Below are 13989 nucleotides of genomic sequence, written 5' to 3'. Positions count from 1 at the left end.
ATCGAAAGGGCGTTTGGAGCGTTCTCGCGCGAAGAGGATAGTGGTTCGCGTGAAGAAAACGCGTCAAAGCGAGACTTCTCAGCGATTGCCGTGAGCCCCGTGCGAACGCAAAACGCTCAAGGCCGAGGATACTCTTAAGGCCGACCATACTCTTAAGGCCGACGACATTTGGACCTGCCGCAGGGACCTGTCGCCAGATGGCATTCGACAGGTGCGCGCCGTGCGCCTTTGCCCCGACGACGACAGAGATCCAGATGAACAAAGGCCTCAATATCGTTTTCCAGGCGCTCGACGCCGATCACGTCCTCGCCCGGATCGTCTGGCGCGAGCAGGATTCCGGCGGCGGGTCGCTGACCCTCGAAATTCCCGTGCGCAGCGCCGCTTCCGCTCCCAAGAGCAACGCCGAGCTGCAGGCGGATGCGCGCGCGCTGGCGGTGCGGTTTGCCCGCGCCTTCGCCGACACGATCGAGGGCTAGTGGATCAACCGAAACGGATGGTACCCATCCGTTTCGAAAAGTTGATCCACCAGATCAAAGGGTTGTGGTTCGACCGCGACAGATGGGTTCCATCTGTCGCGGTCGAACCACGAGAGCCCGCGCGGCGTTCGAGCTTAACCCAGTTCGCATCGGTCGAAGCCAAACGGCCGAAGGTATGAGGCCCACCGTGCGCCGAAAGCGCGGCAGAAAGGTCCACTTGCTCTCCCTCCTCCTGAGCGCCGTCGGGCGCGTGCCTGCGTCTTCCCCCTGGGACGATCGCCAACCGGTCCGTGAAGAACTGTTCAGCACGGAGCGTCTGGAGGAGCACGCCCGTACCCTGGCGGCGGCCCAGCCGGTGCAGCCGCGGGCGGCCCGCGGCCATACGCTCTCGGCGCGCCTCGCCGACAACGGCGCGGTGCTGCTGGACGCCTACCGGGCCATCGCCGGTGCCCTCGCCGAGGGTGGCGCCATCACCCCTTCGGCGGAGTGGCTGATCGACAATTATCACCTGGTGGAAAAGCAGATCCGCGAGATCCGCTCCGATCTGCCGCCGGGCTATTACCGCCAGCTGCCCAAGCTCGCCGCCGGGCCATTCGCCGGCTATCCGCGCGTGTTCGGGGTGGCGTGGGCATTCGTGGCCCATACCGACAGCCGCTTCGACCCGGAGATGCTGGCGCGTTACCTGAATGCCTATCAGGAGGTGCAGCCCCTCACCATCGGCGAGCTGTGGGCGGTGTCCATCACCCTGCGCATCGTGCTCATCGAGAATCTGCGGCGCATGGCCGATCGCATCGTGGAGGATCGGGCGGCCCGGCGCGAGGCCGATGCGCTGGCCGACCGCCTGCTGGGGCTGAGCGGGCGCCCGCCCGAGCCGGTGGCGTCCGTGCTCGCCGGCCACGAGCAGGGCGCGCTTGTCGATGCCCTCGCGGTGCAACTGGTGCACCGGCTGCGCGATCAGGACCCGAGGATCACGCCCGCCCTCACCTGGCTGGACCAGCGCCTTGCGGCGCAGGGCATGACGGCCGATGCAGTGGTGCGCGACGTGCACCGCAGCCAGGGCGCCGCCAATCTGACGGTGCGCAACATCATCACCAGCCTGCGCCTGATCTCCGATCTGGATTGGAAGGAGATGTTCGAGCGCACCAGCCTGGTGGACCTTGTGCTCACCGCTGGCAGCGCCTACCCGGCGATGGATTTTTCCACCCGCAACCTCTACCGCAACGCCATCGAGCAGCTGGCGCGGGGCGCGCCGCGCACCGAGCTTCAGATCGCCCAGGCCGCCCTCGCGGCGACCGCGCGTATCCGTGAGCCAGCCGATGCCGATGCGATCCCGCGCGAAAGCGATCCCGGCTACCATTTGATCGGAGGCGGTCGGCGCGCGTTCGAGCGGGAGATCGGCTTCCGCCTGCCGCTTCATGACGTGTCCACCCGGTTGAGCCGGGCCTTCGGCATCGGCGGCTATGTGGGCGCCATCGCCATCGCCGCCGCTCTGCTGCTCGCCCTGCCGCTGCTGGCGATCGGCTACGCCGGGTTCTCCGGGCCGGCGCTCAGCCTTCTGGCGCTGCTCGGCGCCATTCCGGCCCTTGACGCGGCGGTGGCGCTGGTCAACCGCGCCATGAGCTTCGGCTTCGGGGCAACCGCCCTGCCGGCGCTGGAGCTGCGCGATGGGGTTCCCTCCCATCTGCGCACGCTGGTGGCGGTGCCCACGCTGCTGACCAGCCCGGCCTCCATCGAGGAGAATATCGAGCGGCTGGAGATCCATCATCTGGCCAGCCCCGAAGGCGACCTGCATTTCGCCCTGCTGTCCGACTGGATCGATGCCGATGCGGAGCACGCCGAGGGCGATGCGGCCCTGGTGGCAACGGCGGCGGCGGGCATCGCCCGTCTCAATGCGCGCTACGGACCGGGGCCGGGCGGCGCCCGCTTCCTGCTGCTGCACCGGCGGCGTGTGTGGAACGTGGGGGAGGGGCGGTGGATCGGCTGGGAGCGCAAGCGCGGCAAGCTCCACGAGCTGAACCGCCTGCTGCGTGGCGCCACCGACACCACCTTCGCCCCGATCGACGGGCGCCCTGCGAGCGTGCCCGGGGACGTGCGCTATGTGGTGACGCTGGATGCCGATACGCGGCTGCCGCGCGACACGGTGCGCCGCCTCATCGGCAAGATGGCCCATCCGCTGAACCAGCCCCGTTTCGACGCGGCGTCCGGGCGGGTCGTGGAAGGCTACGGCATCCTCCAGCCGCGGGTGACGCCGTCGCTGCCGCTGGGCGGCGAGGGATCGCTGTTCCAGCGCACCTTCTCCAGCATGAGCGGCATCGATCCCTATGGCTCGGCCGTGTCCGATGTGTACCAGGACCTGACCGGCGAGGGCTCCTACGCCGGCAAGGGCATCTATGACGTGGATGTGTTCGAGGCCGCGCTGGCCGGGCGCGTGCCCGATTCCACCCTGCTCAGCCACGATCTGTTCGAGGGCGTTTTCGCGCGCGCGGGCCTTGCCTCCGACGTGGAGGTGGTGGAGGAGTTCCCCGCCCGCTACGACGTCAGCGCGCTCAGGCGCCATCGCTGGGCGCGGGGCGACTGGCAGCTGCTGCCGTGGATCGTCGGCTTTGGTCCCCAGCCGGCCCATGTGGCCCACGGCTTCGGCGATATTCCGGCCATGGGGCGCTGGAAGATGCTGGACAATCTGCGCCGCTCCCTGTCCGCGCCGCTTGCCGTCGCCGGCCTGATCGTCGGCTTTACGCTGCCGTGGACCGCCGCGCTGATCTGGACCTCGTTCCTGCTCCTCACCCTCGCGCTGCCCAACCTCATTCCGGTCGCTGCCGCCATGGTGCCCGGCCAGCGTGGGATTGCCATGGGCAGCCACCTGCGGGCGCTCCTCGGCGATCTGCGCCTGGCGCTGCTCCAGTCGGCGCTCACTGTGGTGTTCCTGGCCCATGAGGCGTGGCTGATGGGCGATGCCATCGTGCGCACCCTCTGGCGGCTCACGGTCACCCGGCGGCATCTGCTGGAATGGGTTCCCGCCGCCCAGGCCGCCTCGGCCCGGCGCCTCGACCTTGCGGCCTATGGCCGGCGGATGGCCGGCGCCTTCATCATCGCCGCGGCGGCGCTGGTTGTCGCCGTGTTCGCGGGGCATGGCGCCTGGCCGCTGGCGTTGGCATTCGCGGCCCTGTGGGTCGCCTCGCCTGCGGTGGCGCGCTTCGTCAGCCGCTCGCCCCAGCCGGCGGACCTGCTGCAGATGTCGGATGCCGATGCCCGCACGCTGCGGCTGACGGCCCGCCGCACCTGGCGGTTCTTCGAGACCTTCGTCACGGCGGCGGACCACATGCTGCCGCCGGACAATTTCCAGGAAGACCCGGCGCCTGCCCTGGCGCGCCGGACCTCGCCCACCAACATCGGGCTCTATCTGCTGTCGGTGGCCAGCGCCCGCGACTTCGGCTGGGTTGGAACCCATGAGGCCATGGACCGGCTGGATGCGACCCTTGCCACCATGGGCCGCCTCGCGCGGTTCCGCGGCCATTTCTACAATTGGTACGATACGGGCGACCTGCGCCCGCTGGACCCGAAATACGTCTCCACCGTCGACAGCGGCAATCTGGCCGGGCACCTCGTCGCCCTCGCCAATGCGCTGCGCGCGTGGCGAACCGACGCCCAGCCGTCCGCGCAGCGCCTCGCCGGCCTCGCCGATGCGCTGGACCTGACGCGCACCGAGGCCGCCCGCCTGCAGGACGGGCGGCGCACCCAGACGGTGACGCTGCCGCAGCTGGACCAGGTCCTCTCTGCCCTCATCGACGATGTGCGACGGGAAGCCGAGCCGGGCGAGGACCTCTCGCGCCGGCTGGAGGATCTCGCCACGGCTGGGGACACCATGATCGACATCGCCCGTGCGCTGGCCACCGAGCGCGGGGATACGGCTGGCGCGGACATGCTGTTCTGGGCGCAGGCGAGCCTTGATGCCATCGCCACCCATCGCCGCGATCTCGCGTCGGGCGACGGTGCAGCCTTCGTGGTGGCGGCCCGCCTCGTTGCGCTGGAGGACACCGCCCGGGCCATGGCGCTGGCCATGGAATTCGGCTTCCTCGTGGACGGCGACCGCAACCTGCTGTCCATCGGCTATCTGGTGCCGGAGGGCACGCTCGATCCGAGCTGCTATGATCTTCTGGCGTCCGAAGCCCGGCTTGCCAGCTTCTTCGCCATCGCCAAGGGCGATGTCCCGGCCCGCCACTGGTTCCGCCTCGGCCGCTCGGTGACGCCGGTGGCCCATGGCGCCGCGCTGATCTCCTGGTCCGGCTCCATGTTCGAATACCTGATGCCGTCGCTGATCATGCGCGCACCGGCCGGCAGCCTGCTCGACCAGACCAACCGGCTGGTGGTGCGCCGGCAGATCGACTACGGCGCGAGCCGGCGGGTGCCCTGGGGTATTTCCGAATCCGCCTACAACGCCCGCAACCTGGAACTGACCTACCAATATTCCAACTTCGGCATCCCGGACCTGGGGCTGAAGCGCGGGCTCGCGGACAGTCTGGTGATCGCCCCCTATGCCACGGCCCTGGCCGCCATGGCGGAGCCGGCCGCCGCCTGTGCCAATCTCGCCCGCCTCGCCGAGGCCGGCGCCTGCGGCCGCTATGGCTTCTACGAGGCCCTCGACTATACGGCGAGCCGGGTCCCGGCGGATGAGAGCTTCGTGATCGTGCGGGCGTTCATGGCGCATCATCAGGGCATGACCATCGTCGCCATCACCGACGCGCTCATGGGCGGCATCATGCGGGCGCGCTTTCATGCCGAACCCATGATTCAGGCCAGCGAATTGCTGCTGCAGGAACGCACGCCCCGCGACGTGGCGATGGTGCGCCCCTGGTCGGCGCAGGTGCGCGCGACGGATCGCGTGCTGGATCTGGAGCCCGCCGCCACACGCGTCTTCACCTCCGCGCGGCAGGCCACGCCCGCCACCCATCTGCTCTCCAACGGGCGCTATGCCACCATGCTCACGGCGGCGGGCTCCGGCTACAGCCGCTGGGGCGATTTCGCCGTCACCCGCTGGCGGGAGGATGCCACCTGCGACGATTTCGGCTCCTACGTCTTCCTGCGGGACGTGCGCAGCGGCGATGTCTGGTCGGCCGGCTTCCAGCCCAGCGGCGTGGAACCCGACGCCTGTCTTGTGACCTTCCACGAGGATCGCGCCGAATTCGCCCGTCGCGACGGCACCCTGGAGACCACGCTGGACGTGGTCGTCTCCGCCGAGGATGACGCGGAAGTCCGCCGCATCTCCATCACCAATACCGGCAACCGGGTGCGCGAGGTGGAGGTCACCTCCTATGCCGAGCTGGTGCTGGCGCCGCAGGCCTCGGACATGGCCCATCCGGCCTTTTCCAAGCTGTTCGTCGAAACCGAATATCTCGCCGATATCGGCGCCATCCTGGCCACGCGCCGGCGGCGCTCGCCATCCGAGCCGGAGATCTGGGCCGCCCACTTCAGCGTGCTCGAAGGCGACGAGGTGGGGGCGACGCAGGTCGAAACCGACCGCGCCCGCTTTCTCGGACGCGGCCATGGCGTGCGCGCGCCCATCGCCGTCATGGACGGCGGCCCGCTGTCCCACACGGTCGGCACCGTGCTCGATCCGGTCTTCGCCCTGCGCCGGCGGGTGCGGATCGAACCGGGGGCCATGGCGCGCATCGCCTTCTGGACCATGGCCGCATCCAGCCGTGCCACGCTGCTGGACGGCATCGACCGGCATCGCGATGTCACCGCCTACGGCCGGGCGGCGACGCTGGCCTGGACCCAGGCCCAGGTGGAACTTTATCACCTCGGAATTACGGCAGGCGCTGCTGCCGTGTACCAGCGGCTCGCCGGATACGCGATCTATGCCGCGCCGACCCTGCGCCCGGCCTCCGACACGATCCTGCGCGGTGGCGGCCCGCAGTCCGGCCTGTGGGGGCAAAGCATTTCCGGCGACCTGCCCATCGTGCTGCTGCGCATCGCCGACATGGACAACCTGGACGTCGCCCACGAATTGCTGAAGGCGCAGGACTACTGGCGCATGAAGCAGCTGGCGGTGGATCTCGTGATCCTCAACGAGCGCCGCTCCTCCTATGTGCAGGACCTCCAGACCGCCCTCGAAACCCTGGTCCGCACCAGCCAGTCCCGGCCGCAAGTGGAGCGCGAAGTGGGACGCGACGGGACCGCGGGACGGGTGTTCGTGCTGCGCGCCGATATCATGGCGGCGGAGATGCCGGCGCTGCTCGCCGCGGCGGCGCGCATCGTGCTCGTGGCCCAGCGCGGCAGCCTCGCCGAGCAGCTGGACCGGATCGTCGAGACCGCGGGTGCCGCAAAGCCCCATCCCCTGCGCCCGGTGCCTGCCGCAGCAGTGCCCGCGCCCCTGCCGGACCTCGAATACTTCAACGGGCTCGGCGGTTTCGCCGACGGCGGGCGGGACTATGTGACGGTGCTGGGTCCGGGCCAGTCCACGCCGGCGCCGTGGATCAATGTCATCGCCAATCCCGCCTTCGGCTTTCAGGCGGCAACCGAGGGCAGCGGCTCGACCTGGTCCCTCAACAGCCGGGAAAACCAGATCACGCCCTGGTCCAACGATCCCGTCGCCGACCGCACGGGCGAAGCCTTCTACCTGCGCGACGAGGAGACCGGCGCGGTGTGGACGCCCACCGCTTTGCCCATGCGCGACGAGGCGGCGACCTATGTGGCCCGCCACGGCCGCGGCTTCAGTTGCTTCACCCATACGGCGAACGGCATTGCCGCCGATCTCGTCCAGTACGTGCCGGTGGACGGCGCCATCAAGATTTCCCGCCTCACCCTGCGCAACCTGACCAGCCGGCCCCGGCGCATCTCGCTCACCGCCTACGCGGAATGGGTGCTCGGCCCGTCGCGCTCGGCCACCGCGCCCTTCGTGGCCACCGCCATCGATGGCGAAACCGGTGCCCTGTTCGCCCGCAACCCGTGGAACGCGGATTTCGGCGGGCGGGTCGCCTTCCTCGACATGGCCGGACGGCAGAGCGAATGGACCGGCGACCGCCGGGACTTCATAGGCCGCAACGGCACGCTGGCCGATCCCGCGGCCCTGCGGGGCGTGCCGCTCTCGGGGCTGGTGGGCGCGGGGCTCGATCCGTGCGGGGCCTTGCGCACACAGATCGAGCTGCGCCCGAACGCCAGCATCGAGCGCGTGGTCTTCCTGGGCGAGGCGCGCGACGCGCCGGAAGCCCGCGACCTGATTTCCCGTTTCCGTGCCGCCGACCTGGATGCCGTCCTCGCCGAGGTGACGCGGAGCTGGGACGATATTCTAGGCGCGGTGGAGGTCCGCACCCCGGACCGCACCATGGACATCATGCTGAACGGCTGGCTGCTCTACCAGACGCTGGCTTGCCGGGTGTGGGCGCGCGCCGCCTTCTACCAGGCGAGCGGCGCCTATGGCTTCCGCGACCAGCTGCAGGACGGCATGGCGCTGGCCGCCATCCGTCCCGACATGACCCGCGCCCATCTGCTGCGCGCCGCCGCCCGGCAGTTCGTGGAAGGCGACGTGCAGCATTGGTGGCTGCCCCATTCCGGCCGAGGGGTGCGCAGCCGCATTTCCGATGATCGCGCCTGGCTTGCATTCGCCACTGCCCACTATGTGACCGTGAGCGGGGACACCGGCGTTCTGGATGAACGTGTGCCGTTCCTGGAGGGGCAGCGGCTGAATGCCGGCGAGCACGAGAGCTTCTTCCCGCCCACCGTATCGGATGAGACCGCATCGCTGTTCGAGCATTGCGCCCGCGCCCTCGACCACAGCCTCGCGCTGGGCGGCCACGGCCTGCCGCTGATGGGCACCGGCGACTGGAACGACGGCATGAACCGCGTGGGCGAGCAGGGTGCCGGCGAAAGCGTCTGGCTCGGCTGGTTCCTGCATGCCGCCTTGACCGCCTTCACCCCCCTTGCGCAGGCGCGGGGCGAAACCGAGCGCGCGGCGCGATGGCGCCAGCATGCGGAGGGCCTCGCCGCCGCCCTTGATGGCGAGGCGTGGGACGGCGACTGGTATCGCCGCGCCTTCTTCGATGATGGCACGCCCCTCGGCTCGGCCGGGAATGCGGAATGCCGCATCGATTCCATCGCCCAGTCCTGGGCGGTGCTGTCGGGCGCCGGCGATCCGGCGCGGGCGCGGCGGGCCATGGCGGCCATCGAGCGCGAGCTGATCCGGCCCGGCGAAGGGCTGGCGCTGCTGTTCACCCCGCCGTTCGATAGGTCGACGCCGGATCCGGGCTACATCATGGGCTATCCGCCGGGCATCCGGGAGAATGGCGGGCAATATACCCATGCCGCCTTGTGGTCGGTGATGGCGTTCGCGGCGCTGGGCGAGGGGGACAAGGCGGCGGCCCTGTTCTGGATGCTCAATCCCATCAATCACGCCCGGAGCCGCTCCGACGTGCTGCGCTACAAGGTGGAGCCCTATGTGCTCGCCGCCGACATCTATGCCGAGCCACCCCATGCGGGGCGTGGCGGCTGGACCTGGTACACCGGCTCAGCCGGCTGGATGCAGAGGGCCGGGCTGGAGAGCATTCTCGGGCTGCGCAAGGACGGCAACCAGCTGTGCCTCGATCCGTGCATTCCCAAGGATTGGCCGGGCTTCGAGCTGACCATCCGCCATGGGGAGGGGCGGTATCGCATCGTGGTGGAGAACCCGGACCGGGTGAGCCGCGGAATTGCCTCCGCCACCCTCGATGCCATTACGCTGCCGGTGCGGCCGCTGCGCATTGGTCTCGACGCGGCGCGGCAGGATCATGCCATTCACGTCCGACTGGGATGATGGATGCCGTTTTTCGGCGGGTGATTTCGACCGAGCGCGCCGTATTGGCGGCGCGCGGGCAAGAGGCGGGCAAGAGGGCGCAAGATCGGCAGCGGCATTGGCAGCGTGCGGACAAGACCGGCCATGCCGAAAAAGAGCCGGCGCACAAGTCCAATCATTGATTAATTTCTACCCCTCAAGGGCGGCATGGTATAGGATGTGGGTCATGGATACATTTTCCCCCGCGCTTCACGAGCGTATTTCCAGTTCCGACCGTCGCCGGCAGCTCGAAAATTCGATCGCCCAGGCCATGGATCGCTACAATTCAGATTTCGAGGCGATCCGCGCCAACACCGCACGCCTGCGCGCCCTGCGGGAGGCCCGTGAAGCGGAAGCCGAAGCCGTCGTGGTGGTTGCGCCGACCCGCAAGCGTCGTACCAAGGCGCAGGCCAAAGCGGTCTGAAACGGTACTCCGGCTGAAACTGTACTCCGAGGCGAGTTGAAGCCAGGCCCTGGATCTTGTCCGGGTCCTGGATTTTTGTCTCCAGAGCCTGTTCGGAAAACACCAGTTCGCTGAACACGCACTAAGACACGGCCCGGTCCCCCTTTGCGCCAGCGAAGCTGTGGTGGTCGGACGGTCCTACATCCGCATCCCATCATAGGCTCGGCCTGCGGGTCGATCATGCCGCGGATGCGCAATCCCCATTCATTCCAGCCGCCCCGGCCCAACCGCCCCGGTCTTCAACCGGTTCGAAGACGGATGCGCCCCCGCCCGCCCATCGGCCCGCCGCGCAGGTCCGCGGCCGTTTGAGCGCCCCCTCTCACAGGTCGGTCATTTGACGGCCCCCGTGCCCCTACTTTCCGGTCGGCACCATGCCGGGCAAATCATTCGCCTGGAGTTGCAGGCGGGTGCGGCGGATGTGGCTTTCAAGCAGGTGCTGCACATCCACCCCGTCACGCCGCCGGATGGCCTCCATGATGAGGCGATGCTCGCTGTGGATGATCCATTGGCCGTCTTTCCCGATGAGATGGGAATAGGCGCGGCGATAATGCTGGGTTGTGTTCCAGAAGCGCTCGATCATGGCCAGCAGCGTGGGCATGGCCGCCGCCTTGTAGCTGAGCAGGTGGAATTCCCGGTCCAGCTTCAGGAAATCCTCCACTTCCGTTGAGGCCTCGATCTGCGCGCACAGGTCCGCGAGGCGGGCGATGGTGGCCGCGTCCATGTTGCGGATGCTCTCGCTGAGGGCCAGGGGCTCGATGCGCTCGCGGATTTTGTAGATCTCCACGCACTCATTGATATCGGTCTTGGCGATCCACGCGCCGGAATTGGGCACAAGCACCACCAGCCCCTCGCTTTCGAGGTCCCGCAGGGCCTCGCGCACGGGAATGCGGCTGGTGCCGTAGCGCTCGGCCAGCTCTTCCTGCCGCACGCGGGTACCGGGGGCGTAGAGGCCGGCGAGGATGCCGGCCCGCAGGTCCGTGGCGATGGCATGGCTGCGAACGCGCTGATCCTTGTCCGGCCCGTCCGGGGATTTTTCCGTTCTCATGGCGCGCTCTTCTGAAGGGTCCCTGAATCGCAAGGGGACCCATGCGGCTCGTGTGTTTGGATACCATGCGTGCGCATAATCCAGCAAATGTATCCAAACATGGGTATATCGCGCTGCAAAAATCCTCGCAAAGGCATCATTGGATACATTGCTGTTGACAGCGGATCGCCCGGCAATTATCCGTCAGGAAACGGCGCAGATCGTTTGGCGGGCGGAGGATGTGAGGGCGAGGGGGCTGCGGCGACCGTGACGGTCGCGGGTTCCCTGCGGATTTCGCGACCCGTCCCGGCCAAGCGGCGCGCCCCTCCCTCCAGCGGGTCGGGTCATGAGCATTGAGGGTGGGCAATCCCAGCAGACGGCCGCGCGGGGGCTTCCGGGCCTGCGCGGCACCGATCATATCGGCTTCACCGTCCCCGATATCGACGAGGCGGTGCGCTTCTTCGTGGATGTCATCGGCTGCATCCCGGTCTACGAGCTTGGCCCCTTCCAGGCCGAGGACGACTGGATGGCCCGCCAGCTCCACGTCGATCCCCGCGCTATCATGAAGAAGCTGGTCTTCCTGCGCTGCGGCTTCGGCTCAAATTTTGAGATCTTCCAGTATATCGCCCCGGACCAGCGGACGATCCAGCCGCGCAACAGCGACGTGGGCGGCCATCATCTTGCGTTCTACGTGGACGACATGGACGCCGCCGTCCGTCATCTTGAGGCGCACGGCGCCCGCATCTGCGGCGTGCCGGTGACGCGCGAGAGCGGCCCCAGCGGCGGGCAGACCTGGGTCTATTTCCTCACCCCCTGGGGCATGCAGTGCGAGCTGGTGAGCTTTCCCAACGGCAAGGCCTATGAGCGCACCACCTCCCTGCGGCTCTGGCACACCGCCGATCCGGGCGGCTGAGCCAAGGCTCGTCCATCGATGCTCGTCCATCGATGCTCGTCCGTCGATGTCCCGTTCTTTCGCGTGGGGGATGTTCGCACCCCTGACGTTTCCAGCGTTTTCGGAGCTGCCGTGATGGCGACCCATATGGACCTGAAACCCGCCGCCCCCTGGCGTGCGTTGACCACCTCCCGCGACGACTGGAATGCGGCCGATCCGGCCCTGCTCGGCACCATGCTCACCTCCATGGTGCTGATCCGTGCCTTTGAGGAGAAGGTGCTGGAACTGGCCGGGCAGGGGCTGGTGCACGGCCCCGCCCATTCGGCCATCGGGCAGGAAGGCGGCGCCACCGGCTCCGCCGTGATGATGCGCGCTTCCGATCAGGTGAACGGCTCCCACCGGGCGCACCACCAGTTCCTCGCCAAGTCGCTGGCCTATGTAGCGCCGGACGGGCTGTCCCCCACTGCCGCCCTCGGCGGCGACGTGCGCGACCTGTCCAAGAAGACCATGGCGGAAATCCTCGGCCTCGCCCAGGGCTTCTGCAAGGGGCGCGGCGGCTCCATGCACCTGCGCTGGGGCGATGCGGGCAATCTCGGCACCAATGCCATCGTGGGCGGCGGCGTGCCGCTGGCGGCGGGGGCGGCCTTCGCCCACAAGCGCGCCGGCACCGGCGATGCGGTCTTCACCTATTTCGGCGACGGCGCCACCAATATCGGCTCGGTGCTGGAGACCATGAACCTTGCGGCGGCCTGGAAGCTGCCCTTGTGCTTCTTCATCGAGAACAACCGCTACGCCGTCTCCACCCATGTGGAGGAGGCCACCGCCGAGACCCGCCTCTCCGCCCGCGGGCTGGGCTTCGCCATCCCCTCCTGGAAGGTGGACGGCATGGACCCGCTGGCGGTGGCGCTGGCCAGCGCCGAGGCGCTGGAGGTGATGCGTTCGGGCGGCGGGCCCACGCTCATCGAGGCCGATGTCTACCGCTTCTTCCACCAGAACGGACCGCTCCCCGGCAGCGCCTTCGGCTATCGCACCCGCGAGGAAGAGCAGGAGTGGCGCCGGCGCGATCCCATCGATCTGGTGGCCCGCGAAATGGCCCTGCGCCAGCTCATCGGCGAGGACGAGGTGGCGGCGCTCCGCGCCCGCGCCAAGGCGCTGATGGAGGACGTGGCCGGCGAGCTGGTGGAGCAGGTGGACGGCAAGCGCCGCATCGTCCCAGCTTTGTGGCCGTCGCCCGATTTCCGCGATTTCGGCGTGCGCGGCGACCTCTCCGAACTGAACGGCGTGCGCACCGAGGAACTGGAGACCTTCACCGGCCGCATCGAGCCGCAGGCCCGCTTTGTGGACGTGGTGGCGGACGTGATGCACCGGCGCATGGGTGAGGACGACCGCATCGTGGTCATGGGCGAGGATGTGCATCGCCTGAAGGGTGGCACCAATGGCGCCACGCGCGGCCTGAAGGAGGCCTTCGGCGACCGCGTGCTCGGCACCCCCATCAGCGAGAACGCCTTTGCTGGCCTTGCTGGCGGCATCGCCATGGATGGGCGCTACGTGCCGGTGATCGAGTTCATGTATCCGGACTTCATGTGGGTCGCCGCCGACCAGGTGTTCAACCAGATCGGCAAGGCGCGGCACATGTTCGGCGGCGACATGGCCGTGCCGCTGGTGCTGCGCACCAAGGTGGCCATGGGCACGGGCTATGGCTCGCAGCATTCCATGGACCCGGCCGGCATCTTCGCCACCGCCGTGGGCTGGCGCATCGTCGCCGCATCCACCCCGTTCGACTATGTGGGCCTGATGAACAGCGCTCTGGCCTGCCAGGACCCGGTGCTCGTGCTGGAGCATGTGGACCTCTACAATGCCAAGGGGCCGGCGCCGGTGGACGACCTCGATTACTTCATCCCCCTCGGCAAGGCGAAGGTGGTGCGTCCCGGCTCGGCCATGACCATCCTCACCTATCTGTCCATGGTGAAGTCGACGCTGGATGAGGTGGAGCGCCTGGGCGTGGACGCGGAGGTCATCGACCTGCGCAGCCTCGACCGCGCCGGCCTCGACTGGGAGACCATCGAGGCGTCCATCGCCAGGACCGGCAACGTGCTGGTGGTGGAGCAGGGCTCGGTGGGCACGTCCTACGGCGGCTTTCTTGCCGCCGAGATCCAGTCCCGCTGCTTCGATGCCCTCGACCAGCCGGTGCAGCGCGTCCATGGCGGGGAGGCCTCGCCGTCCATCTCCAAGGTGCTGGAAGCCGCCGCCTGCGCCGGTCCCAGGGATATCGAGGCGGGCATCCGCCGCGTCATGGCCGAGCAGGGCCTCGCCCTCGCCTGATCAGGAGCC

Annotated in this window: 8 protein-coding genes; 6 read left to right on the top strand and 2 right to left on the bottom strand. The window is 68.6% G+C overall.

Annotated elements, in window-relative coordinates:
• Nucleotides 1–254: 254 nt before the first annotated feature.
• Complete coding sequence (locus V5F48_RS04275) at nucleotides 255–476, top strand: hypothetical protein (protein WP_394040410.1); 222 nt, start codon at nucleotides 255–257, stop codon at nucleotides 474–476.
• 4 nt (nucleotides 477–480) lie between these two features.
• On the opposite strand, the gene V5F48_RS04270 is transcribed toward V5F48_RS04275, so the two are convergent.
• A complete protein-coding gene (locus V5F48_RS04270) occupies nucleotides 481–693 on the bottom strand; it encodes a hypothetical protein (protein WP_394040408.1) in 213 nt (70 codons plus the stop codon).
• On the opposite strand from V5F48_RS04270, the gene V5F48_RS04265 reads away from it, so the two are divergent.
• From V5F48_RS04265 to V5F48_RS04255, 3 genes are read left to right on the top strand one after another with little or no spacing between them, the layout of a single operon-like run.
• Nucleotides 694–9261: a GH36-type glycosyl hydrolase domain-containing protein gene (locus tag V5F48_RS04265; protein ID WP_394040406.1), complete on the top strand. Its 8568-nt coding sequence runs from the start codon at nucleotides 694–696 to the stop codon at nucleotides 9259–9261.
• Nucleotides 9258–9422 carry a hypothetical protein gene (locus V5F48_RS04260; RefSeq protein WP_394040404.1) on the top strand — a complete coding sequence of 55 codons (165 nt, stop codon included), beginning with the start codon at nucleotides 9258–9260 and terminating at the stop codon, nucleotides 9420–9422. The genes V5F48_RS04265 and V5F48_RS04260 overlap by 4 nt, the downstream gene beginning before the upstream one ends.
• Before the next feature lie 44 nt (nucleotides 9423–9466).
• The gene (locus V5F48_RS04255) at nucleotides 9467–9703 is read left to right on the top strand and encodes a hypothetical protein (protein ID WP_394040402.1); all 237 of its coding nucleotides are present in this window, start codon (nucleotides 9467–9469) and stop codon (nucleotides 9701–9703) included.
• Nucleotides 9704–10094: 391 nt separating this feature from the next.
• Here V5F48_RS04255 and V5F48_RS04250 read toward each other — a convergent pair whose 3' ends face one another.
• Complete coding sequence (locus V5F48_RS04250; protein ID WP_394040400.1) at nucleotides 10095–10787, bottom strand: GntR family transcriptional regulator; 693 nt, start codon at nucleotides 10785–10787, stop codon at nucleotides 10095–10097.
• Between the two features lie 325 nt (nucleotides 10788–11112).
• Here V5F48_RS04250 and V5F48_RS04245 point away from each other — a divergent pair, with 325 nt between their 5' ends.
• Entirely contained in the window at nucleotides 11113–11679 is a 567-nt protein-coding gene (locus V5F48_RS04245; protein ID WP_394040398.1) for a VOC family protein, read from the top strand.
• 114 nt (nucleotides 11680–11793) lie between these two features.
• The gene (locus V5F48_RS04240; RefSeq protein WP_394040396.1) at nucleotides 11794–13980 is read left to right on the top strand and encodes an alpha-ketoacid dehydrogenase subunit alpha/beta; all 2187 of its coding nucleotides are present in this window, start codon (nucleotides 11794–11796) and stop codon (nucleotides 13978–13980) included.
• Nucleotides 13981–13989: the final 9 nt, after the last annotated feature.

Origin of the sequence: Xanthobacter autotrophicus ATCC 700552, from assembly GCF_043194565.1 — a bacterium.
Lineage (GTDB): Bacteria > Pseudomonadota > Alphaproteobacteria > Rhizobiales > Xanthobacteraceae > Xanthobacter > Xanthobacter autotrophicus_F.
This window is presented reverse-complemented; position numbering and strand designations above follow the sequence as displayed.

What these genes read in the sequence shown, in the direction of transcription:
- V5F48_RS04275 (WP_394040410.1), top strand. Translation starts at nt 255, where the DNA reads ATGAACAAAGGCCTCAATATCGTTTTCCAGGCGCTCGACGCCGATCAC.
- V5F48_RS04260 (WP_394040404.1), top strand. Translation starts at nt 9,258, where the DNA reads ATGATGGATGCCGTTTTTCGGCGGGTGATTTCGACCGAGCGCGCCGTA.
- V5F48_RS04255 (WP_394040402.1), top strand. Translation starts at nt 9,467, where the DNA reads ATGGATACATTTTCCCCCGCGCTTCACGAGCGTATTTCCAGTTCCGAC.
- V5F48_RS04250 (WP_394040400.1), bottom strand. Translation starts at nt 10,787, where the DNA reads ATGAGAACGGAAAAATCCCCGGACGGGCCGGACAAGGATCAGCGCGTT.
- V5F48_RS04245 (WP_394040398.1), top strand. Translation starts at nt 11,113, where the DNA reads ATGAGCATTGAGGGTGGGCAATCCCAGCAGACGGCCGCGCGGGGGCTT.
- V5F48_RS04240 (WP_394040396.1), top strand. Translation starts at nt 11,794, where the DNA reads ATGGCGACCCATATGGACCTGAAACCCGCCGCCCCCTGGCGTGCGTTG.